General features: G+C 71.2%; 25 protein-coding genes. 11 read left to right on the top strand and 14 right to left on the bottom strand.

Going from position 1 to position 20,356, the window contains the following annotated elements; genetic code table 11:
- The first annotated feature begins 94 nt into the window (after positions 1–94).
- Positions 95–1,309: an ROK family protein gene (locus IZR02_RS16065; RefSeq protein ID WP_025102742.1), complete on the top strand. Its 1,215-nt coding sequence runs from the start codon at positions 95–97 to the stop codon at positions 1,307–1,309.
- A gap of 129 nt (positions 1,310–1,438) precedes the next feature.
- Here the strand turns inward: IZR02_RS16065 and IZR02_RS16070 are convergent, their stop codons facing one another.
- The 6 genes from IZR02_RS16070 to IZR02_RS16095 all read right to left on the bottom strand — a co-directional run bounded on the left by IZR02_RS16070 (position 1,439) and on the right by IZR02_RS16095 (position 7,474).
- Positions 1,439–2,110: an ArsR/SmtB family transcription factor gene (locus tag IZR02_RS16070; RefSeq protein ID WP_205272902.1), complete on the bottom strand. Its 672-nt coding sequence runs from the start codon at positions 2,108–2,110 to the stop codon at positions 1,439–1,441.
- Positions 2,111–2,127: 17 nt separating this feature from the next.
- Positions 2,128–2,751, bottom strand: coding sequence for a flavin reductase family protein (locus IZR02_RS16075; protein ID WP_025102744.1), 624 nt, complete (start codon positions 2,749–2,751; stop codon positions 2,128–2,130).
- Between the two features lie 52 nt (positions 2,752–2,803).
- A complete protein-coding gene (locus IZR02_RS16080) occupies positions 2,804–4,168 on the bottom strand; it encodes a dihydrolipoamide acetyltransferase family protein (RefSeq protein ID WP_025102745.1) in 1,365 nt (454 codons plus the stop codon).
- Positions 4,169–4,196: 28 nt separating this feature from the next.
- Positions 4,197–5,162 carry an alpha-ketoacid dehydrogenase subunit beta gene (locus IZR02_RS16085; RefSeq protein ID WP_029989147.1) on the bottom strand — a complete coding sequence of 322 codons (966 nt, stop codon included), beginning with the start codon at positions 5,160–5,162 and terminating at the stop codon, positions 4,197–4,199.
- A gap of 11 nt (positions 5,163–5,173) precedes the next feature.
- Positions 5,174–6,301: a thiamine pyrophosphate-dependent dehydrogenase E1 component subunit alpha gene (locus tag IZR02_RS16090; RefSeq protein WP_025102747.1), complete on the bottom strand. Its 1,128-nt coding sequence runs from the start codon at positions 6,299–6,301 to the stop codon at positions 5,174–5,176.
- Positions 6,302–6,406: 105 nt separating this feature from the next.
- A complete protein-coding gene (locus IZR02_RS16095; RefSeq protein ID WP_025102748.1) occupies positions 6,407–7,474 on the bottom strand; it encodes a histidinol-phosphate transaminase in 1,068 nt (355 codons plus the stop codon).
- A 67-nt stretch (positions 7,475–7,541) separates the two neighbouring features.
- Between IZR02_RS16095 and IZR02_RS16100 the strand changes: the two genes are divergently transcribed.
- Genes IZR02_RS16100 through IZR02_RS16110 form a run of 3 tightly spaced genes read left to right on the top strand, consistent with a single transcriptional unit; the run spans position 7,542 to position 8,574 of the window.
- Complete coding sequence (locus IZR02_RS16100; RefSeq protein ID WP_029989149.1) at positions 7,542–7,748, top strand: ribbon-helix-helix protein, CopG family; 207 nt, start codon at positions 7,542–7,544, stop codon at positions 7,746–7,748.
- 3 nt (positions 7,749–7,751) lie between these two features.
- Positions 7,752–8,135, top strand: coding sequence for a type II toxin-antitoxin system death-on-curing family toxin (locus IZR02_RS16105; RefSeq protein ID WP_025102750.1), 384 nt, complete (start codon positions 7,752–7,754; stop codon positions 8,133–8,135).
- A 34-nt stretch (positions 8,136–8,169) separates the two neighbouring features.
- The gene (locus IZR02_RS16110; protein WP_025102751.1) at positions 8,170–8,574 is read left to right on the top strand and encodes a phage holin family protein; all 405 of its coding nucleotides are present in this window, start codon (positions 8,170–8,172) and stop codon (positions 8,572–8,574) included.
- Positions 8,575–8,599: 25 nt separating this feature from the next.
- Here IZR02_RS16110 and IZR02_RS16115 read toward each other — a convergent pair whose 3' ends face one another.
- Positions 8,600–9,895: a hypothetical protein gene (locus tag IZR02_RS16115; RefSeq protein WP_025102752.1), complete on the bottom strand. Its 1,296-nt coding sequence runs from the start codon at positions 9,893–9,895 to the stop codon at positions 8,600–8,602.
- Positions 9,892–10,146, bottom strand: a complete 255-nt coding sequence (locus IZR02_RS16120) for a hypothetical protein (protein WP_025102753.1) — start codon at positions 10,144–10,146, stop codon at positions 9,892–9,894. The genes IZR02_RS16115 and IZR02_RS16120 overlap by 4 nt, the downstream gene beginning before the upstream one ends.
- Before the next feature lie 164 nt (positions 10,147–10,310).
- Between IZR02_RS16120 and IZR02_RS16125 the strand changes: the two genes are divergently transcribed.
- Positions 10,311–10,850, top strand: a complete 540-nt coding sequence (locus IZR02_RS16125) for a low molecular weight protein-tyrosine-phosphatase (protein ID WP_025102754.1) — start codon at positions 10,311–10,313, stop codon at positions 10,848–10,850.
- Positions 10,847–12,229: an adenylosuccinate lyase gene (gene purB / locus IZR02_RS16130; RefSeq protein WP_051582177.1), complete on the top strand. Its 1,383-nt coding sequence runs from the start codon at positions 10,847–10,849 to the stop codon at positions 12,227–12,229. The genes IZR02_RS16125 and purB overlap by 4 nt, the downstream gene beginning before the upstream one ends.
- Before the next feature lie 4 nt (positions 12,230–12,233).
- Here the strand turns inward: purB and IZR02_RS16135 are convergent, their stop codons facing one another.
- Genes IZR02_RS16135 through IZR02_RS16145 form a run of 3 tightly spaced genes read right to left on the bottom strand, consistent with a single transcriptional unit; the run spans position 12,234 to position 14,722 of the window.
- Positions 12,234–13,667 carry an MFS transporter gene (locus tag IZR02_RS16135; protein WP_025102756.1) on the bottom strand — a complete coding sequence of 478 codons (1,434 nt, stop codon included), beginning with the start codon at positions 13,665–13,667 and terminating at the stop codon, positions 12,234–12,236.
- Positions 13,668–13,716: 49 nt separating this feature from the next.
- Positions 13,717–13,950 (bottom strand): hypothetical protein, encoded by a 234-nt coding sequence (locus IZR02_RS16140; protein ID WP_254385399.1) that lies wholly within the window; start codon positions 13,948–13,950, stop codon positions 13,717–13,719.
- Positions 13,919–14,722 (bottom strand): acyl-CoA synthetase, encoded by an 804-nt coding sequence (locus IZR02_RS16145; RefSeq protein WP_254385401.1) that lies wholly within the window; start codon positions 14,720–14,722, stop codon positions 13,919–13,921. The genes IZR02_RS16140 and IZR02_RS16145 overlap by 32 nt, the downstream gene beginning before the upstream one ends.
- A 290-nt stretch (positions 14,723–15,012) precedes the next feature.
- On the opposite strand from IZR02_RS16145, the gene IZR02_RS16150 reads away from it, so the two are divergent.
- Positions 15,013–15,939, top strand: a complete 927-nt coding sequence (locus IZR02_RS16150) for a hypothetical protein (protein ID WP_025102759.1) — start codon at positions 15,013–15,015, stop codon at positions 15,937–15,939.
- On the opposite strand, the gene IZR02_RS16155 is transcribed toward IZR02_RS16150, so the two are convergent.
- Positions 15,927–16,766 (bottom strand): sulfurtransferase, encoded by an 840-nt coding sequence (locus tag IZR02_RS16155; RefSeq protein WP_025102760.1) that lies wholly within the window; start codon positions 16,764–16,766, stop codon positions 15,927–15,929. The two genes, IZR02_RS16150 and IZR02_RS16155, sit on opposite strands and share 13 nt — an antisense overlap.
- Positions 16,767–16,872: 106 nt before the next feature.
- Between IZR02_RS16155 and IZR02_RS16160 the strand changes: the two genes are divergently transcribed.
- The 3 genes from IZR02_RS16160 to IZR02_RS16170 all read left to right on the top strand — a co-directional run bounded on the left by IZR02_RS16160 (position 16,873) and on the right by IZR02_RS16170 (position 18,424).
- Positions 16,873–17,523 (top strand): GTP cyclohydrolase II, encoded by a 651-nt coding sequence (locus IZR02_RS16160; RefSeq protein ID WP_025102761.1) that lies wholly within the window; start codon positions 16,873–16,875, stop codon positions 17,521–17,523.
- 17 nt (positions 17,524–17,540) lie between these two features.
- Positions 17,541–18,011, top strand: coding sequence for a MarR family winged helix-turn-helix transcriptional regulator (locus IZR02_RS16165; protein ID WP_025102762.1), 471 nt, complete (start codon positions 17,541–17,543; stop codon positions 18,009–18,011).
- 62 nt (positions 18,012–18,073) lie between these two features.
- Entirely contained in the window at positions 18,074–18,424 is a 351-nt protein-coding gene (locus tag IZR02_RS16170) for a helix-turn-helix domain-containing protein (protein ID WP_025102763.1), read from the top strand.
- A 70-nt stretch (positions 18,425–18,494) separates the two neighbouring features.
- Here IZR02_RS16170 and IZR02_RS16175 read toward each other — a convergent pair whose 3' ends face one another.
- Complete coding sequence (locus tag IZR02_RS16175) at positions 18,495–19,097, bottom strand: ClpP family protease (RefSeq protein WP_025102764.1); 603 nt, start codon at positions 19,095–19,097, stop codon at positions 18,495–18,497.
- A complete protein-coding gene (locus IZR02_RS16180; protein WP_025102765.1) occupies positions 19,094–19,708 on the bottom strand; it encodes a ClpP family protease in 615 nt (204 codons plus the stop codon). Before IZR02_RS16180 ends, IZR02_RS16175 begins: the two co-directional genes overlap by 4 nt.
- Positions 19,709–19,844: 136 nt before the next feature.
- Between IZR02_RS16180 and IZR02_RS16185 the strand changes: the two genes are divergently transcribed.
- Complete coding sequence (locus IZR02_RS16185; protein WP_081811533.1) at positions 19,845–20,315, top strand: acyl-CoA thioesterase; 471 nt, start codon at positions 19,845–19,847, stop codon at positions 20,313–20,315.
- The last annotated feature ends 41 nt before the right edge of the window (positions 20,316–20,356 follow it).

A 20,356-nucleotide genomic window follows, 5' to 3' on the forward strand; every position in this document is an offset into this window, starting at 1 on the left:
TCGTCCTTTCGTAGATCCGCGGAGTAAATCTAGTGAGCGAATTTAGTCCGTCTAGAGGTACTGTCTCATCTGGGCGACAGAAAGGTCAAGGGGAGTGGCAGAGGTCTCGACAGGACTCGGCACCGGCCGCGCGAGTGTGAGCGCGGTGCTCGACTTCGCCTGGACGGCCGGCGAGTTCACCGCCACCGAGGCGATGGCCGGCACCTCGCTCACCCGCTCCACAGCCATCGACGCCATCGACACGCTCGTCACCGCCGAGGTGCTGCGCGAGCTTCCGAACGCTCGCGCCATCGGCGACTACCGCTCCGGACGCCCCGCGCGCCGCTTCGCCCTCGCGGCGGATCTCGGTGTGGTGATGGGCATCGACGCCGGGGACACCCACCTCGCGGTCACCGTCGCGGATCTGCTCGACCGCACGCTCGTGCATCATCGCGTGGAGGTCGACCCCGCGCAGAGCGTCGACGACCGCCGGGCGACGATCCTGCGGCATCTCGCCGCCGCGCGCGACGAGGCCGGGGTGCCCCCGGAGCGCGTGCTCGCGGTGTGCGCCGGCGTCGCCGCCCCCGTGAACCGCGACGGCATCTCACCCCCGCACCCCGACGGCTTCTGGGAGCGCACGAACCCCGGCCTCGCGGAGGCTCTGCGCGACTGGGCCCCGGTGGTCGAGGTCAAGAACGACGCCCAGCTGGCCGCGATCGCCGAGGGGACGCTCGGGGTCGCCGTCGGCTGCCGCGACTATGTGGCCCTGCTCGCCAGCGAGCGCTTCGGCGGCGGCGTCGTCGTCGACGGGCATGTGCTGCACGGCGCCCACGGCGGCGTCGGCGAGGGCGTGGTGTTCGACCACATCATCGGCGTCGGCTCGGCGGTCGGGTTGCGGTACGCGCTGGAGGAGCAGGCCCGGGCCGCCGTCGCGGAGGGCGAGGCCCCCGCCGATGGAGCCCTCGGCCGGCTCGTGGCGGACGGGCCGGTCGACCCCCGACTGGTGCTGACGCTCGCCGCCTCCGGAGACCCCGACGCCCTCCACGTCGCCGAGCGCGTGGGCGCGACCCTCGCCCGCGTCGTCGGCGTGCTCGGCAGCATGTACGACCCCGCGCGCGTGATCATCTGCGGCGCCGTGGCGGAGAGCATCGAACCCGTGCTGGCCGCCGCCCGCCGCATCCTCCCCGACGAGCTGCACCTGCCCGCACCCGAGATCCTCGCCTCCACCCTCGGCGCGGAGGTCGTGTCGGCCGGGGCCATCGCCACCGCCCGGAAGGCTGCCAGGGAACGGGCCGTCCCCCGCCTCGCGGAACAGCGCCTCACCGCCTGACCCCCTCCCTCTCCCTCCCCCTCTCCCCGCGAGAACAGGCAAGCGCGCGAGTTCAGGCTCTCCCACCCCTAGCAGCCTGTTCCCGCGCGAACGCCTGTGTCGCGCGTCGCACGGACGGGGTGGTCGCGGTCAGGACAGTGTCGGCGGAATACCGAAGAGGCTGGGGAAGGCGGCCGTGCCGGCGGGAGAGATCGTCACGGCGCGCGAGGTCTGCTGAGCGTGGATCCAACCCCTGTCGCGCGCGGCGCGGAGGAGGACGGCTCCGAGGTGACCCGAGAGATGCGAGCGCCGTTCGGTCCAGTCGAGGCAGCTCCGCACAAGAGGACGACGAGACGACGGCACCAACGCGTCCGGCCCCGCGATGCTCTCGAACAGGTCGCGCCCCGTCGCGGTCACCGCGAGGTCCGGCGTGAGGTGCCCCCGCTCGACGAGCGCGTCGAAGAGGGCGACCCCCAGGCGACCGGCGAGGTGGTCGTAGCAGGTGCGGGCCAGGGCCATGCCGTCTCGCGCCGTCGCCGAACGAAGGCTCGAGACGGGAGCCGCCTTCCCGGCGTATGCCGTCGCGGCCTCGATGATGTGCGCGGCGTCAGAAGACGCGAGGGTGACGTAGGAGTGCCGCCCCTGTCGGCGGAGTGCGACGAGCCGGACGTCGAGGAGCGTCGTCAGGTGCTCCGACGCCGTCGACCTCGACACCCCGGCGGCACGCGCGAGCTCGCCGGACGTCCATGCCCGGCCGTCGAGGAGCGCCAGACACATCTGCACCCGGGTCGGGCTGCTGAGCGCGTGTCCCAGCTGGGACACGGACGAGGGATCGACGATCACGCCACGACGGGGTCGTCGAGGAGCGGCGCGCGGAAGTTGGAGCCGACCCGAGGCCCCTGGGCGAAGTAGTGGCGGAAGGCGTAGGAGAGAGGGTCCCACTTGTCCGTGTCGATGCGGTCCGGTCCGTGCGCCTTCAGGATGTCCTCGTGCACGTGGACCTGCAGGACCTCCGCTTCGACCGCCAGCGCGTCGCCGTCGTCGATCGGGATGATCTGCGCCACGCGCGCTTCGATCTGCACCGGACATTCCGCGATCCGGAACGGGATCACCGCGTCCGACGGCACAGGGGTGAAGCCCCCGAGACTCCATTTGTCCGGCTCATGCCGGTACGCGGGAACCTTCTCGGCGGGAACCGGCGAGCGGCCCGTGGTCGGCGCGATCGCCTCCACGGCGTGCACGAGGTCGGCGGAGGGGAGATTGATGACGAGGTCCCTGACCCGTTCGATGTTCGCGGCCGCCTGCCCTTCGGCACCGAGCCCGAGCATGTACCGCGTCCCCAGCGCCCATGCGGACGAGATCGGGCTGATGTTCGACGACCCGTCCGGGTTGACCGTGGTGATCAGCGCGACGGGAGTCCCGAAGTACAACACCGGCAGGTCGACGCTCCGCGTGGTTCTCATCCGTCCATTCTCGCCACCCGATCGTTCGGGCCGCGCCGAAGTGTGGACTCCCTCAGTCCACCAGGAGCGCGGGCTCCTCGAGGATGGAGGCGACGTCGGCGATGAAGCGGCTCATGCCGTCGCCATCGATCACGCGGTGGTCGAACGAGCCGGCGACCGTGGTCACCCAGCGCGGACGCACCTCGCCGTCGACGACCCAGGGCTTCTGGCTGATCGTGCCCATGGCGACGATGCCGGCCTCGCCCGGGTTGATGATCGGCGTGCCCGCGTCCATACCGAACACGCCGATGTTCGTGATGGTGATCGTGCCGTTCTGCTGGTCCGCCGGCGGCGTCTTGCCCTCGCGTGCCGTGAGCGTGAGCCGGTTCAGGGCGCGGGCGAGGTCCTTCATGCTGAGGTCCTGCGCGTCCTTGATGTTCGGCACGAGCAGACCCCGGGGCGTGGCGGCGGCGATGCCGAGGTTCACGTAGTGACGCACGGCGATCTCGGCCCCGGCTTCGGTGTCGATCCAGGCCGCGTTGACCATCGGCGTCCGGCGGACCGCCCAGATCACCGCGCGGGCCATGATGAGCAGCGGCGAGACCTTGATGTCGGCGTAGTCGGGCGAGGCCTTGAGGCGCTTGACGAGCTCCATCGTGCGGGTGGCGTCGATCTCCTTCCACACCGTCACGTGCGGGGCGGAGTACGCGCTCTGCACCATCGCCGACGACGTCGCCTTGCGCACGCCTTTGACGGGGATGGACTCGGTGCGGTCGTCGCCGGCCGCCGACGGGCGCACCGGCGCGAGGCCGCGCGCCAGGCCGGACGGGGCCTGCGGTGCCGGGACGGTCTCCTCGCGCACGCTCCCCCACTCCGGGGTCTCGATGTTGCGGAAGACGCTGGCCTGGGAGGCGTGCTTCATCACGTCGTCGCGGGTGACCTCGCCATCGGCACCCGTGGGCGTCACGCTCGTGAGGTCGACGCCGAGGTCGCGGGCGAGCTTGCGGATCGGCGGCTTCGCGATCACGCCGACCGACGACCGGACGGGGCGCTCGGCCGGGCGCTTCCGCCGCGAGGTCGCACCGCTTCCGGAGCCGTAGCCGACGAGGACCGACCCGCCGCCCTCCTCCGGTGCGGGCGCCTCCGCCGTGGCGACGGTCCCGGGTGCGACCGAACCGGTCCCCGAGCCGGCCGCGGGGTCGGTCACGAAGGTGATGATCGGGGTGCCGACCTCGACCGTCGCCCCCTCGTCGACGAGCAGCTCACCGACCACGCCCGCGTGCGGGGAGGGCAGCTCGACCAGGGACTTCGCGGTCTCGATCTCGCAGATGACGTCGTTGATGGCCACCCGGTCGCCCGGTGCCACCTTCCACGCGACGATCTCGGCCTCGGTCAGCCCTTCGCCGACGTCCGGAAGGGGGAAGTTCTGCGTGCTCATGACGGGTCCTTTCGGCGGATGCCGGGTGTCAGTAGGCCAGGGAGCGGTCGACGGCTTCGAGGATGCGGTCGGCATCCGGCAGGTAGGCGCCCTCGAGCTTCGCGGGCGGGAACGGGGTGTCGTACCCCGAGACCCGCAGCACCGGAGCCTCGAGGGCGTAGAACGCGCGCTCCATCACGGTCGCGGCGATCTCGCTGCCGAGGCTCGTGAACCCCGGAGCCTCCTGCGCGTAGACCATGCGACCGGTCTTGCGCACCGACCCGAGGATCGGCTCGTAGTCCACCGGCGACAGCGAGCGCACGTCGACGACCTCGCAGCTCGTGCCCTCGGCCTCGGCGAGCGCGGCGGCCTGGAGCAGCGTCGTGACCATGGCGCCGTGTCCGACGAGCGTCACGTCGGTCCCGGTCCGCACCACCCGCGAGGAGTGCAGCGGGACGGCGGGGGCGTCGAGCTCGACCTCGCCCTTCGGCCAGTACCGGCTCTTCGGCTCCAGGAAGATCACCGGATCGTCCGACGCGATGGCCTCCTGGATCATCCAGTAGGCATCGTTCGCGGTCGACGGCGACACCACCCGCAGACCGGGGGTGTGCGTGAAGTAGGCCTCCGGGCTCTCCTGGTGGTGCTCGACCGCCCCGATGTGCCCGCCGTACGGGATGCGGATCACGACGGGCAGCCGCAGCGACCCCTCGTGCCGGTTGGTGAGCTTGGCGAGCTGGGTGGTGATCTGGTCGAACGCGGGGAAGACGAAGCCGTCGAACTGGATCTCGACGACAGGACGGAACCCGGCCATCGCGAGGCCGATCGCGGTGCCCACCAGGGCTGACTCCGCGAGCGGAGTGTCCAGCACGCGCTGCTCCCCGAAGTCGCGCTGCAGGTGCTCGGTGATGCGGAACACGCCGCCGAGCTTGCCGATGTCCTCGCCCATGAGGAGGACCTTGGGGTCGTCCTCCATCGCCTTGCGCATTCCGGCGTTCAGCGCCTTGCCCAGCGGCATGGTCTCCCGGGTCACTGGCCCTCTCCTTCGAACGACGCCTCGTAGCGGGCGCGCCACGCTTTCTGCTCCTCGATCAGCGGATGCGGCTCGCTGTACACGTGGTCGAACATGAGGTCGGCGCGGGGCGGGCCGAGCTGCACGGTGCGGGCGCGGAGGTCTTCCGCGGCATCGGCGGCCTCGGCGTCGACCTCGGCGAAGAAGCTCTCCTCGGCGCCGCGGTTCTCCAGGAAGGCGCGCATGCGGACGATCGGGTCACGCCCGGCCCACGCGAGCTCCTCGTCGTCGCCGCGGTACTTCGTGGGATCGTCGCTGGTCGTGTGCGCGCCGAGCCGGTACGTCACGGCCTCGATGGCACGGGGTCCGCCGCCGGCGCGCGCCTCGTCGAGGGCCACGCGGGACACCGCGTAGCTGGCGAGTACGTCGTTGCCGTCCACGCGGACGCTCGGGATGCCGTACCCGGCGCTGCGCTGCACGAGCGGCACCCGGGACTGCGTGGTGACGGGGACCGAGATGGCCCAGTGGTTGTTCTGCAGGAAGAAGAGCGTCGGGGCCTGGTAGCTGGCCGCGAACACCATGGCCTCGTGCACGTCGCCCTGGCTGGAGGCGCCGTCGCCGTAGTAGACGACGACCGCCTCGTCGCGCTCGGGGTCGCCGGTGCCGGTGCGGCCGTCGAACGTGAGGCCCATCGCATAGCCGGCGGCGTGCAGCACCTGGGAGCCGAGCACGAGCGTGTAGAGCCGGGTGTTGCCGTTCTTCGGGTCGGTCGGATCCCAGCCGCCGTGGGAGACGCCGCGCATGAGCTTGATGATGTCCAACGGATCCACGCCGCGGATCCGGGTGACCGCGTGCTCGCGGTACGAGGGGAAGATCGTGTCCTGCGCGCGGGCGGCCCGACCGGAGCCGACCTGCGCCGCCTCCTGTCCGCGGCTCGGCGGCCACAGGGCGAGCTGGCCCTGGCGCTGCAGGTTGGTGGCCTGGGTGTCGATCGCGCGGATGCCCACCATGTCGCGGTAGAACTGCGCGAGCTCGTCGTCGGGGATGGCCTCGATGAGCGGCAGGTACTGCTCCGCAGCCGGCGTCGGGGCGACCTTTCCGGTCTCGTCCAGAACGCGCACGAGGGGGGTCTCAGAGGTGCTCACGGCCCCCACGCTACCCGCGTCGGCATGCCGGGTCACGCATACCTAGGACGCCCTCGTATCTCCCCGGAACCCCGAGATTCCGCGGTTCGCAGGGCGGTGCCGCGTTCAGCGGAGGGTCGCCGCGACCTCGAGCACGCGGGCGACGGCCGCCTCCTCGCCGACGGAGATCCGGATGCCGTCGCCGGAGAACGGACGCACGATCAGGTCGGCGTCGATGAACGCCGCTGCGACCTCGTCGGTGCGCGCGCCGGTCGGCAGCCAGACGAAGTTGCCCTGGGCGTCCGGCACCTCCCAGCCCTGCGCGCGGAGCCCCTCGACGAGACGAGCGCGGCGTTCGACGATCACGGCGACGCGCTCCAGGAGCTCGGCTTCGGCGTCGAGGCTCGCGATGGCGGCGTTCTCGGCCGCGGACGTGACAGACAGCGGGATGCCGGTCGTCCGTGCCGCGTCGAGCACCTTCTCGTGGCCGACCGCATAGCCGACCCGGAGCCCGGCCAGACCGTAGGCCTTGGAGAACGTGCGGAGGACGACCACGTTCGGGTGCGCCTCGAAGACGCGCTCGGCCAGGCCGTCGACGGCATCGGGGGCGGTGACGAACTCGGCGTAGGCCTCGTCGAGGATGATGAGCACGTCGGACGGCACGCGGTCCACGAACGCCGCGAACTCGGCAGACGTGACGATGGGACCGGTCGGGTTGTTCGGCGTGCAGACGATGATCGCGCGTGTGCGGTCGGTCACGGCGTCGGCCATCGCGTCGAGGTCGTGGCGGGAGTCGGCCGTCAGCGGCACCTGCACCCCGGTCGCGCCCGCGACCAGCGGCAGGCTCGGGTACGCCTCGAACGACCGCCAGGCGTAGACGACCTCGTCGCCGACCGAGGCAGTGGCGAGGACGAGCTGATGCAGGATCGCGACACTGCCGGAGGCGACATGGACCTGCTCGGGCTCGACCCCGTAGCGAGCCCCGAGCCGCGCACGCAGGCGGCCGGCGGTGGCATCGGGATACCGGTTCATCGGCGTCGTGTGCTGCAGCGCGTCGAGGACCGAGGGCAGCGGATCGAACGGGTTCTCGTTGCTGGAGAGCTTGAAGGCCTCGGGACCGGCCTGCTTGCCCTGTCGATACGGCGCGAGGGAGGCGATGGCGGGACGGATGCGGGGCAGGATCGGCTCGGTCACGCGTCGAGTCTAGGACGTGCGGCCCGCCACCCTTTCGAGGCCGAGGGTGCGGTGATACCATTCTGGTATGGCTATGACGGTGCGACTCCCTGAGGAACTCGATGCGCGGCTCGAAGACATCGCACGAGCCCGGCACGTCTCCAAGCACGCCGTGATCATCGAGGCGGCCACCCGGTTCGCGAACAGCGAGTCCAAGACGGATCGAGTTCTGGCGCTCGCGGACGAGGTGACCGAACGCTACGGCGACGCCATCACGCGCCTCGAAGACGCCTGATCGATGGCCACCGAGTACGTCGAGCCCGAGCAGGCCCTCGCGCTGATCGCGAAGCTCGGCCTGCATGTGCGCGACGAGGGGCTGCTCTTCTCCGCCCTGGCGCGACCCGCCGCCGGCATGTTCGGCGTCGATGCGTATCCGACGTTCGCGGAGAAGGCAGCGGCCCTGATGAGCTCCGTCGCCCAGAATCACGCACTGTTCGACGGGAACAAGCGCACAGCGCTCTATCTCACCTTCATCTTCATCCGGCTGAACGGCTACGACATCACCTTCACGAACGACGAAGCCTTCGAGTTCGTCATCGATGTCGCGCAGAGCCGGATGGATCTCGGGGAGATCGCCCAGGTTCTCGCCGCCCACATCCGTCCCGTGGACGACCGCGGCTGACACCACGGGCCCCGCGTGGGAGACTGAACGCATCATGCGCTTCATCATCCGGGTCGTCGTCAACGCGTTCGCCATCTGGGTCGTCACGCTCATCCCCGTGCTCCAGGTCACGGTGCGCGCCTTCCCGCCGGGCGAGACGCTGCAGCTCGTCCTGACGCTCCTCGCGGTCGGCGCCCTCTTCGCGCTGGTGAACACCATCATCGGCACGATCGTGAAGATCGTCGCCTTCCCGCTGTACATCCTCACGTTCGGCCTCATCGGCTTCCTCATCAACGGCTTCCTGCTCTGGCTGACCGCGTGGATCACCAGCAGCTTCGGGTGGGGCCTGTCGGTCGAGTCGTTCTGGTGGGGAGTGCTCGCCGCGCTGATCATCTCGATCATCAACGGCATCTTCGGCTTCATCCTGCGTCCGCAGAACAAGCGCTCCCGCCGCGACTGACCCGTCTGCGGAGGGCGCGTACGGCTCACGGATCGGGGAGCACCCGCTCCGCGCGGTACTCGGTGCGTTCGACGGTGACGGCGCGGTCGAGGTCGGCCCAGTAGGCGTCGAGAGCCACCGCCCGCGGGTCGGCGGAGGCGTCGACCATCGCCGCGGTATCGATGTAGTTCTCCAGGGAGTGGGTCTCGAGCGCGAGGTCCTGGCGACCGGCATCCGTGTCGCCCACCCGGCTCGCGGTGAAGCTGTCGGCGGACCCCGTGCCCTCCCTCGCCCCTCCTGCGGCGAGCGCGGACACCGCGTCGTCGGTGTGCCGGAGCTGCACGAGCGTCTGGTCGGCGGGCAGCGTCGGCTCGACCGGGCTCCCGGCGGTGATCTGGGTCGTCACCGTGAACGCGCTCTCCATCGACAGGTGCGCCGCGATCATGCCACCCTGCGAGTGGGCGACGACGTCCACCCGATCCCCGGGTCTCGCACCCGCCGCGGCCAGCGCGTCGAGGGTCGCCTGATACGACGCGGACCGGCCCCCGGTGTAGAGCTCGATGTTCGACTTCATGTCCCAGGCCTCGACACCCCCGCCCTCCCGGAGGGACATCGAGCGGCTGCCCGAGACGTAGGCGACGTAGCGCGGAGACTCGCCCGGAACCGTGTACTTCTCGATCGCCACCTGCGCCCCGGAAGCGGAGGGCAGGCGCCCGAAGGCGCTGGCCAGTCCGTTCGGAGCCCCGGCCGGGCGGGAACGCGAGGTGACCGATACCCGCACCGGATCCGCCGTCGCGCCGAGTGCCATCCCCGGTCGCACCCGCCCCAGCCCCGACGTCACGCCGACGACAGCGCCGCCCAGGAACACCGGTGGAAGCAGTCCCCCGGCGTCGAACTGGTCGCCCAAGCCACGGAAGCGTCGGTCGTCCGCCATCCGCTCCCGCGCGTCGGCCAGCGCGGCCAGACGCTCGTCGCCGGCGAGGAGCAGCCGCAGGCGCCCCTCCACCGCAGCGGCCGCAACCGTATCCGTCCGCGCCAGCGCCTCCGCCTGCGCCCGCAGCTCGACCACCTCGTAGACCTCGGCCATGAGGTCGAGATCGGCGGCCGTCTCCTGGACACGCGCCGCGAGCGCCTCCAGCGCCGTCACTGCGGACCGCAGGGACCACGCCGCCGAGGCGAGCGCGGTCCATGCGGCGGAGCCGAGCAGCGCCTCGGCACGCCCCACCGCGTCCTGCACCTCCGCGCACACCGGCTCGGCGGCCCGCACGCGCACCGCGAGCTCGCGGAGCTGCGCCGTGTCCACCGCGATCGCGCCGCCGTGGTCGATGTCGAGCCCGCTCATGCACCCTCGACCTCCCCGCGGCACGCCTGCAGCGTCCGGCGCACCGTCGCCGTGTCGTCCGACAGCCGCCAGAGGGCCCATCGCAGCGCCTCGACGCCGTCGGACTCCCAGGCGCACGCGTCACGCAGCGCCGTCAGCGTGGAAGCGAGATCGTCGAGCCCCGCGATGGCGGCGTCCAGCTCGGACAGCACTCCGGCCCGCAGCGCAGGATCGACGTCGGCAGAGGGCGCGGTGAGGACGAAGGACGACATGGACCCAGCCTTCCGCCGGACCGCGTCCGTTACGGCCAGGGCCCCGTCAGACGGCCACGACCAGTGGAGAGCCCGTTCTCCCCCAGCACCGTGCAGGAGGCTCGAGCCACCCCGCGATCCGATGCCCGCTGTGCAGGAACGGCATCGACCGGCAGAATGGATCCGTGACAGCCCGAGATCCCTTCCGCGTGATCTTCGTCTGCACCGGCAACATCTGCCGCTCCCCCATGGCGGAGGTCGTGTTCCGGGACCTCGCGGAGCGGCAGGGTCTCGGCTCCCAGATCGTCTCGCGCAGCGCGGGCACCGGGGACTGGCACCTCGGAGAGCGCGCCGACCACCGCACCATCGACGCCCTCGCCCGCCGTGGCTACGACGGCTCGCTGCACCGCGCCCGCCAGTTCACCGCCGCCTCCTTCGCCGAGAACGACCTCGTGGTGGCCCTGGACCGCACGCATGAGCGCATCCTCCGCGAATGGGCCGGGGACGAGGACGAGGACGGCAAGGTGACCCTCCTCCTCGCTTTCGATCCCGATGCCTCGACGCACGACGTCCCCGACCCGTACTACGCCGGCCCGGAGATGTTCGATTCGGTGCTCGGTATGATCGAGACGGCGACTCGCGGCTTGTTCCGCCAGCTCGAACCCGCCCTGCGCCTGCCCCGCACGCCCCGAACCTTCGGGGCCTCATCAGGAGGACTCCCCTGACTTTCCAGCCTTCACTCCCGCCGCAGCCCCTCAGCCCCCTCGACGGCCGCTATCGCGGTGCCGTCACCGGGCTCGCCGACTTCCTCTCCGAGGCCGGACTCAACCGCGCCAGGGTCGAGGTGGAGGTGGAATGGCTGATCGCCCTCACCGACCGTTCGCTGTTCGAGACGACCCCGCTGTCGGACGACGACAAGGAGCGCCTGCGCGCCCTGTACCGCGACTTCGGGCAGGCCGAGATCGACTGGCTCGCCGAGAAGGAGGCCGTCACGCAGCACGATGTGAAGGCCATCGAGTACCTCGTCCGCGACCGGCTCTCCACGCTCGGCCTCGACCGCATCGCCGAGCTGACGCACTTCGCCTGCACGAGCGAGGACATCAACTCCGCGTCCTACGCCCTCACCGTCAAGCGCGCGGTCGAGGAGGTCTGGCTCCCGGCCCTCGACACCGTGATCGCGAAGCTGCGCGAGCTCGCGGTCGAGCACGCCGACGCCGCCATGCTGTCCCGCACGCACGGGCAGCCCGCCACCCCCTCGACGATGGGCAAGGAGCTCGCGGTCTTCGCCTGGCGTCTCGAGCGCGTGCGCAGCCAGATCGCCGGCTCCGAGTACCTCGCGAAGTTCTCCGGGGCGACCGGCACCTGGTCCGCTCACCTCGCAGCCGACCCGGACGCCGACTGGCCGACCATCGCCCGCGAGTACATCGAGGGACTGGGCCTGGGCTTCAACCCGCTCACGACGCAGATCGAGTCGCACGACTGGCAGGTCGAGCTCTACGACCGCGTGCGTCACGCCGGCGGGATCCTGCACAACCTCGCGACGGACATCTGGACCTACATCTCGCTCGGCTACTTCGCGCAGATCCCGGTCGCCGGCGCCACCGGCTCCTCGACCATGCCGCACAAGATCAACCCGATCCGCTTCGAGAACGCCGAGGCCAACCTCGAGATCTCGGGAGCCCTGCTCGCGTCGCTGGGCCAGACGCTGGTCACGAGCCGGCTGCAGCGCGACCTCACCGACTCCACGACTCAGCGCAACATCGGCGTCGCGTTCGGGCACTCGCTGCTCGCTCTCGACAACCTGCGCCGCGGCCTGAACGCGATCTCGCTCTCGCGTGATGTGCTGCTCGCCGACCTCGACGTGAACTGGGAGGTGCTCGCCGAGGCGATCCAGACGGTGATCCGCGCCGAGGTCGTCGCCGGCCGGTCGAGCATCCAGGACCCGTATGCGCTGCTCAAGGAGCTCACCCGTGGGCACCGCGTCGGCGCCGCCGACCTCGCGTCGTTCGTGGAGGGTCTGGAGATCGGGGACGCGGCCAAGCAGCGGCTCCTCGCGCTGACCCCCGCGACCTACACCGGCATCGCGGAGCGCCTCGCCCGCTGAGGAGCTAGGAGCCCGACTCCCCGGAGTGCTCCTCGACCCTGTCCTTCGGCATGAACGACGCCGCCAGGAGGGTGAGAACCGCGGTCACGGCGACCGCGACGAACACCCACACCGACGCGCGGACGATCGTGTCGGGGTCATCGGGTCCCGCACCCTGCGCGATGACCGCGTTCGAGATCGCCCCGAACACCGCCACGCCCACGGCGCTTCCCGCTGACCGTGCGAACGCGTTCATCCCGGTCACCGCGCCCCGCTCCCCCCAGCCGACCGAGGCCTGTGCGGCGATGAGGGTCGGGGCCGCGCTCCACCCGAGCCCGAAGCCGAGGAGGAACGCGATGCCGGCGACGATGAACGGGTTCGGCCAGGAGGCGACGGCGGCGAGCGCGACGGCTGCGACGGTCGTGATGCTCATGCCGATGAGCGTGGTGCGACGGAAGCCGATGCGCAGGTACAGCCGTCCGGCGTTCGCGGCGGCGAGCGGCCAGCCGAGGGTCAGAGCGGCCACCGCCAGACCCGACAGCAGCGGAGCGATGCCGATGGACCCCTCGAGGTAGGCCGGGGCGAAGCTGGTCACGCCGAGCATGAGCGCCCCGATGCCGAGCGAGACCACCGTGGTCGTGAGGATGAGCCGACGGGTCACGAGGCGCAGATCGACGATCGGCTCCGCCACCCGGCGCTCGACGAACCCGAAGGCCCCGAGCGCGACCGCCCCGATCCCGAAGCAGAGGGCACTCGGCACGGACAGCCACGCCCAGGCGTTCCCGCCCTCCAGCATGCCGAGGATGAGCGCGGTCAACCCGATCGTGAGCAGCACCGCGCCCCCGTAGTCGATGCTGTGCCGCTGGGTCTGCTTCTGCTCCTTGTACGTGCGCAGCAGCATCCATCCGGCGATCAGGCACAGGGGCACGTTGATCCAGAAGATCCATCGCCAGGCGTCGAGCTGGGCGAAGATGCCGCCGAGTGCGGGGCCCACCACCGAGGAGATGGCCCAGACGCTGGCGACGTATCCCTGCACCTTCGCGCGCTCGGCGACCGTGTAGATGTCGCCGACGATGGTCATCGACATCGGCGCGACGGCACCGGCACCGATGCCCTGGATGATGCGGAAGACGATCAGCGCCGGCATGCTCCAGGCGAACCCGCAGAGGACGGATCCGAGCAGGAAGAGGGCGATGCCGAGCAGGATGATCGGCTTGCGACCCACGGTGTCCGCGAAGCGGGAGTAGATGGGCACGCTCACGGCCTGCGCCAGGAGGTACACCGAGAACAGCCAGGGGAACTGCTGGTAGCTGCCGAGGTCGCGCACGATGCTCGGCACCGCGGTGGCGAGGATCGTCGCGTCGATCGCGATGAGGCCGGTGGCGAGCATGAGCGCGCCGAGGATGGGTCCCCGCTCCGACCGGAGTCCGATGGAGGCGCGGTCGACGGAGGCAGTCACTCCAGAGACAAGCGGAACGACCTCACCGATATTCCGCCCGATCTCCGCGTCACGAGGAGGCGGGGCGTCCCGGCTCGTCGGTGGGGCCGTCGCTCGCGCCCTCGTCCTCCGCGTCGTACAGCACGGGGCGGTCGACGGTCTTCGTGACGTCGGCGGGATCGACCGCGAGCATGAGCATCGCGAGGATCAGGAGGGTCGCGATGAAGGCGCCGCCGCCCACGACGAGGCTCAGCGCCACCGGGGTGAGACCCTCATAGGTGCCGTTCGCGATGGCGGTGTTCACGCGGAGGGTGAAGGCGCCGGTGGAGACGAGGGTGACCACCATGGCGAACACGCCGCAGCCCAGGGCGATGCCGAGCAGGTGGAGGGGCCGGAGGATGTCCCGTCGGGTGGGCTTGTCGTCGCTCATCGCTCTCCTCCGTGCTCCACAGGAGCCGCATCGTTCTCGGGGCGGCAGCGACGTCATCGGCGTCCGCGCGCTTCGGGGTGAGGCCGGCGATGCCGAGGAAGACGGCGACGATGGCCGCATACCCGCCGAACATCCCCACGCCGAGGATGATGCCGGACAGCTCGAACGTGCCCGCCTTCTCGATCGTGTACTCCTGGACGAAGCCCGACGGGATCAGCAGCAGGACGACCGCGAGGAGCACGCCCAGCGCCCCGACCGTGATCGCGTCGGTGGCGAGCGCTCCCCCGACGCGGCGGGCGCGGAAGCCGGCGAGCAGCTCGAGGCCGCCGCTGAGCACGCCCCAGGTGATGAGCACGATGAAGAACATGTCGTCCGTGCGCCAGGCCGGCACGCCCCCGGCCATTCCGGCGATCGCGCTCACGACCGCCAGGAGGATCGCCGACCAGCGCGACCCCGACGGGAGGACGAGCCAGGCCGCGAGGATGTGCACCAGGGCGGTGACCAGCGCGAAGCCGCTGAAGACGGCGAGACCGACCGCGGCGGAGTGATCCGAGGAGAAGGTGATCATCAGGGCGGCGACGGCCGCGAACAGCGCGCGCAGCAATTGCACGTGGCGCATGGTGAACGCGCGAGCAGGGGCAGACATAACGGCCAGATCCTCCGGGGTTTCCCCACCAGTCTACGCGGGGCCGCGAGCCGCACGCGCCGGGGGATGCTCGTGAAGCCCGGCGGATCTCCCCAGATCGATTGCCGGGCTTCACGACATACGCAGCAAGGGGGGCATCACTGCGTCGGGCCGCTGCCGCAGGGTCGGGCACCCTCCCCGCGACATCACAGCCCCGTGACCCACTTGCCCACCTGGTCCCCTGAGGTGTGCGCGTGCGGTCGTATGCTCACTCTAGAGGTGTGTTCTTCACATACCGGGTGGGGGCTGTGATGGGTTTTGGGGACGACGAGAAGAGGGCCGCGACGCCGGACGCGTTCGCGGCGGCGCTGCGGGATGCCATCAACGCGAGACCGGTGACTCTGTCGTGGTTGCAGCGACAGCTCCGCGACCGGGGCAACCGCGTCTCGATGGCCACGCTGAGCTACTGGCGGTCGGGAGCCCGCCGCCCTGAAGGACCGCAGTCGCTCGCCGCCCTCGCCGACATCGAGGACCTGCTGTGCCTCGAGTCCGGCGCGTTGAGCAGGCTCCTGCGTCCGCACCGCACCGGGCCCCTGGGGCCGCAGGGGTTCCCGCTGGAGCAGGTCGACATGGAGCGGGCGGTCCGCGAGGTCTACGCGGCCCTCGGCGCCACGTACCCGGATCCGTCGCGGGAGCTCACCGTCCACTCCGTCACGGAGGTGGACGCCGACGGCGAGGTGTCCTCCTGCCTCACCCGCAGCATCGTGCAGTCGACGAGCGGCGTGATCACCGCCATCCCCGTCCTCGACCTCACCCCCGGCGTCCCCGGGCCTCCACCGCTCCTCACGGCCGTGGCCGGCGGACGGATCGCCGCGCGCTACTCCCACCCGAACGGCGAGGCGCACGGCGCGCTGATCGAGCTCGATGTCCCGCTCGAGGCTCCGGACACCGCGGTCGTCGAGTGGTCGGTGCAGTACGAGCCCGGTCGCCCCTCGGATCGGGAGACCGGGCATGCTCTGTCCCGCCAGGCTCGCGAGCTCCTGGTGTGGACGCGCTTCCACCCCGATGCCGTGCCGGACTGGTGCGACGAGCTCGTCGAGACCGCTGGAGGCACCGTCGTCACCGCGCTCCCGCGACCTCGCGGCACGTCGGTGCATCAGGTCCGCCGGGCGTTCGGTCCGGGCGCCCTCGGTCTGCGCTGGGGGTACGGCCCTCGCGGCGGCGATCAGCCCGGCTGATCACCCGTCGCGACCGGTCGTCCCGGCGTGTTGGACCACTGGCTCCAGGAGCCGGGGAAGACCTTCGCCGGGATGCCGACCTCCTGCAGCACGAGAGCCGTATGCGCCGCCGTGATGCCGGAGCCGCAGTAGGCCGCGACCGGCGTCTCCGTCGTGATGCCGACCTCCGCGAGCGTCGCCAGGACCGTGTCGCGGTCACGGATGCGCCCGCTCTCGTCGAGGTGCCGCGTGGTGGGGAGGTTCCGGGCCCCGGGGATGTGTCCGGCGATCGGGTCGAGCGGCTCGGTCTCGCCCCGGTAGCGCTCCGGGGCGCGCACGTCGAGCAGGACCCCGGTTTCCGGGAACGCCGCCGCCTCGTCGATCGAGAGGGCGTCCTGCCCGGGATCCGCGAGGACGACGTCACCGGTCTCCGGCACGACGTCGTCGGTCGCCAGGTCGTATCCGGCCGCGGTCCAGGCCCGCAGCCCGCCGTCGAGCACCCGGACCTCGACGCCGGCCTGCCGGAGCAGCCACCACGCCCGAGCCGCCGCGAGTCCCTTGGTGTCGTCGTAGGCCACGACCGTGTCGCCCTGCCGCACGCCCCAGCGCCGTGCCGCCGCCTGCAGGGTCTCCGTCGAGGGGAGCGGATGCCGGCCCTCGGTGGGCGCTCCGGGCGTGGAGAGCTCCTGATCCAACGACGCGAACACGGCGCCGGGGATGTGGCCAGAGCGGTAGTCGCCCGGGCCCGCCTCGGGACGGTCCAGGCGCCAGCGCACGTCGACGACCCGGATCGGGGCGCCGTTCTCGAGGAGGTCGTGGAGTTCTGCCGCGGAGACGAAGTGACTCATGGTGCGAGGCTACCGAGTCCGCGGCGCCACGCGTCGATCGCCGTCACGGACCGACACGGTCCTCGCGGCCCGGGAATAGCCACGCGCCCACGGCGTTTCCCCTCACATGATTGAAACTTCAACGGTCGCCGCGGAGCGCACCCGCGTGCGGGTGCCCCTGCGCTTCGCGGACGGCTTCGCGACGACGGCCGACGTCGTGACCTTCGATGGACTCGTGGACGGGCGCGAGCACCTGCTGCTCGGACTCGGTGACTGGCAGGCGGCGCTCGCCCGCTCCGCCGCCGGCGGCGAAGCTCCCCTCGTCCGCCCGCACAGCGAGTGCCTCACGGGAGACGTGTTCGGCTCCGAGCGCTGCGACTGCGGGCCGCAGCTGCGGGAGGCCGTCGAGCGGATCGCCGCCGAGGGCGGCTTCCTCCTCTACCTCCGGCAGGAAGGCCGCGGCATCGGGCTCTACGCCAAGCTCGACGCGTACGCGCTGCAGGACGCCGGCCTCGACACCTATGAGGCGAACGTGGCCCTCGGACGCGGCGAGGATGAGCGGGACTACACCGTCGCGGCGCAGATGCTGCGCGCGCTGGGCGTGGACCGCATCCGCCTGCTGAGCAACAATCCCGACAAGGCCGCGCAGCTCGACGGGCTCGGCATCCATGTCACCGAGCGGGTGCGCACCGAGGTGCACCTGTCCGAGGCGAACTCGCGCTACCTCCAGGCGAAGCGCGACCACACGGCGCACACGATCGACCTGACCGCGGCGTGACCTCCGAGGAGCACGACATGAACGAGACGCGGCACCCGCGGCGGCTCGACGACGACGAGCTCGCGACGTGGCTCCCGATCATCCGGTTCGTCCAGCTGCTGCCCCAGGTCCTCGACCGGGCGCTGAAGGACGAGGTGGGCCTGAACCACGCCCGCTACGCGATCCTGGTGACCCTCGCCGGGCAGGGGGAGGAGGCCGTCACCATGACCGAGCTCGCGCGCATCGCCGGACTCAGCCGGTCGCGTCTGAGCCACGCCCTGGACTCCCTGGAGGAGCGCGGGTGGGTGGAGCGGACGTCGTGCTCCACGGACAAGCGCACGCTCTCCGCGACGCTGACCCCGGCGGGGCGGGAGATGCTCCGGGCGGCCGCGCCCGTCCACGTGGCCCAGATCCGCGAGCTCATCCTCGACCCGCTGTCCGCGGAGGATCGGCAGCGGCTGCAGGACATCCTGGGCGCGCTGCTTCCCGGCGTCACGGCGGCGCTGTGAGCCGCTTTCTGCTCTGAGCAGAACGTCTCGATCGCCGCACAGACGGCGGCTTATCGTGAGGCATGGCCGACATCGTCCCGTTCCCCCACGCCCCGCATCCCGTCCGTCCGCCGTCGAACGGCCCCGAACCGCTGTGGCGCGACCTGCTCGGGGATCAGCTCCGGCGGCGGCGCCATGACCGCGGCGAGACGCTCAGCGAGACCGCGGAGAAGGCCGGGGTCTCGCCGCAGTACCTCTCCGAGGTCGAGCGCGGCAGGAAGGAACCGTCCAGCGAGATGATCGCCGCGATCGCCGGGGCCCTGGACGCCACCCTCGTGGAGCTCACGAGCGCGGTCGCCGAGGAGCTTCGTCAGGCCACCCCCGCCGCGGCGGTGGTGTCGGCCTCCCGCGGCGCCTTGGCCCTCGCCGCCTGACCCGTTTCCCCTGCACGACCGGAGTCCGGGTGCACGACGGATCCTGGAGATCCGTCGTGCACCCGTCACTTCATCGTGCCTCCGGATCACGGGGACCGAGCACAGTGTCGATGAGGCCGTAGTCGAGGGCGGCGGCGGCGGTGAAGACCCGGTCCCGGTCGGTGTCGGCGCGGAGCTCCGCGAGGGAGCGGCCGGTGTGCCGACCCAGGATCGTCTCCATGTCCGCGCGCACCCGCACGACCTCGTCGGCCGCGAGGATGAGGTCCGGGATGGCTCCGCGCGACTGACCGGCCGGCTGATGCAGCACGATGCGCGCGTGGGCGAGGGCCGCCCGCTCCCCCGGCGCTCCCGCCGCGACCAGCAGGGCGGCCGGACCGATGGCCTGCCCGACGCACGTCGTCGCGATCCGCGGACGGATGTGCTGCATGGTGTCGTAGATCGCCAGCGCGGCACCGGGATCCCCGCCCTCGCTGTTGATGTAGAACTGGACGCCGGTCTCCGGGCTGTCCGCGTCGAGGTGCAGGAGCTGCGCGATGAGGGCGTTCGCCACCCCCGCGTCGATGCCGGTGCCGAGGTAGATGACCCGCTCGGCGAGCAGATGCGAGTACACGTCCATGACCCGCTCGCCCCGCGGATGCTGGGCGATGACGTTCGGGATCGTGTAGCTGCTCATGCGTCCGCCCCCAGTCCCACCCGCGCACGACGACGCGGCAGGATCTCCGCCGTCGACTGCACGATCTCGTCGATGAACCCGTAGTCCCGCGCCTCGGCGGCGGTGTACCAGCGGTCATGGAGGGAGTCCTCGAAGATCCGCGCGAGGGGCTGACCGGTGTCGTCGGCGATGAGGCCGAGGACGGTGTCGCGCATGTGCCGGAGGTCGTCGGCCTGTGCCTCGATCTCCACCGCCGATCCGCCGATCCCCGCCGAGCCCTGGTGCATGAGGATCCGCGCGTGCGGGAGAGCGCGCCGCTTGCCCTTCGTCCCCGCGGAGAGCAGGAACTGCCCGGCGCTGCAGGCGAGACCGAGGGCGAGGGTGGAGACGTCGTTCGGGATGAGGTGCATGAGGTCGCGGATCGCCAGCATCGACGGCACGGACCCGCCGGGCGAGTGGATCCAGAGGGCGATGTCGGCCGCCGGATCCTCGGCGGAGAGGCCGAGGAGCTGCGTCATCAGGAGGGTGCCGTTGTCGTCGTCGAGGGCGCCGTCGAGGACGAGCACCCGCTCGTGGAACAGGGCGCGCCGGGCCTCGGGGCCGAACTGCGGGAGAGGTTTGTCTTCGCTCATGACCCCAGCCTCCGGCTCCGGCTGCGGCCGCGGAAGCGAATCCGCCCGGAGCAGATCCGCTGTGGGCGGCGGCGTGTGCACCCGCCGGAAAACGCGACGTAACACCGCCGACGCACGACCCGCCTAGCCTCGGGGCATGGCGAAACAGAAAGCACCCGCATGGCAGTCCGAGGACGGCCTGAACTTCCGCACCCGCAAGTGGGTGCGCCCGGAAGACCTCAACGCGAACGGCACGCTGTTCGGCGGAAGCCTGCTGAAGTGGATCGACGAGGAGGCCGCGATCTACGCGATCGTGCAACTCGGCAACTACCGCGTCGTCACCCGGCACATCTCCGCCATCACGTTCGAGGCGTCGGCGGTGCAGGGCGACCTCATCGAGATCGGGCTGCAGGCCACCCGTTTCGGCACCACGTCGCTCACCATGCGGGCCGTCGCGCGCAACATGATCACGCGCAAGCGCATCCTCACCATCGACGAGATCGTGTTCGTCAGCATCGGCGAGGACGGCCTGCCCACCCCGCACGGCTACGACGAGATCACCTACGATCGCGACCGCATGCCCACCGAGCGCATCGCCACCGGCACGATCCCCCTCCCGAAGCGCTGACCCTCATTCGCCGACCCACCCCCTTGAGGTCGACCCACCCC

It is taken from the genome of Microbacterium paraoxydans (assembly GCF_019056515.1).
In the GTDB taxonomy this organism is placed as follows: Bacteria; Actinomycetota; Actinomycetes; order Actinomycetales; family Microbacteriaceae; genus Microbacterium.

Coding starts and splice junctions, on each gene's coding strand:
- IZR02_RS16145 (WP_254385401.1), bottom strand. CDS start 14,722: ATGTCTGCCCCTGCTCGCGCGTTCACCATGCGCCACGTGCAATTGCTG.
- IZR02_RS16085 (WP_029989147.1), bottom strand. CDS start 5,162: ATGCCGCTGGGCAAGGCGCTGAACGCCGGAATGCGCAAGGCGATGGAG.
- IZR02_RS16160 (WP_025102761.1), top strand. CDS start 16,873: ATGATTGAAACTTCAACGGTCGCCGCGGAGCGCACCCGCGTGCGGGTG.
- IZR02_RS16185 (WP_081811533.1), top strand. CDS start 19,845: ATGGCGAAACAGAAAGCACCCGCATGGCAGTCCGAGGACGGCCTGAAC.
- IZR02_RS16170 (WP_025102763.1), top strand. CDS start 18,074: ATGGCCGACATCGTCCCGTTCCCCCACGCCCCGCATCCCGTCCGTCCG.
- IZR02_RS16165 (WP_025102762.1), top strand. CDS start 17,541: ATGAACGAGACGCGGCACCCGCGGCGGCTCGACGACGACGAGCTCGCG.
- IZR02_RS16110 (WP_025102751.1), top strand. CDS start 8,170: ATGCGCTTCATCATCCGGGTCGTCGTCAACGCGTTCGCCATCTGGGTC.
- IZR02_RS16100 (WP_029989149.1), top strand. CDS start 7,542: ATGGCTATGACGGTGCGACTCCCTGAGGAACTCGATGCGCGGCTCGAA.
- IZR02_RS16105 (WP_025102750.1), top strand. CDS start 7,752: ATGGCCACCGAGTACGTCGAGCCCGAGCAGGCCCTCGCGCTGATCGCG.
- IZR02_RS16115 (WP_025102752.1), bottom strand. CDS start 9,895: ATGAGCGGGCTCGACATCGACCACGGCGGCGCGATCGCGGTGGACACG.
- IZR02_RS16180 (WP_025102765.1), bottom strand. CDS start 19,708: ATGAGCGAAGACAAACCTCTCCCGCAGTTCGGCCCCGAGGCCCGGCGC.
- IZR02_RS16075 (WP_025102744.1), bottom strand. CDS start 2,751: ATGAGAACCACGCGGAGCGTCGACCTGCCGGTGTTGTACTTCGGGACT.
- IZR02_RS16120 (WP_025102753.1), bottom strand. CDS start 10,146: ATGTCGTCCTTCGTCCTCACCGCGCCCTCTGCCGACGTCGATCCTGCG.
- IZR02_RS16175 (WP_025102764.1), bottom strand. CDS start 19,097: ATGAGCAGCTACACGATCCCGAACGTCATCGCCCAGCATCCGCGGGGC.
- IZR02_RS16150 (WP_025102759.1), top strand. CDS start 15,013: ATGGGTTTTGGGGACGACGAGAAGAGGGCCGCGACGCCGGACGCGTTC.
- IZR02_RS16155 (WP_025102760.1), bottom strand. CDS start 16,766: ATGAGTCACTTCGTCTCCGCGGCAGAACTCCACGACCTCCTCGAGAAC.
- IZR02_RS16080 (WP_025102745.1), bottom strand. CDS start 4,168: ATGAGCACGCAGAACTTCCCCCTTCCGGACGTCGGCGAAGGGCTGACC.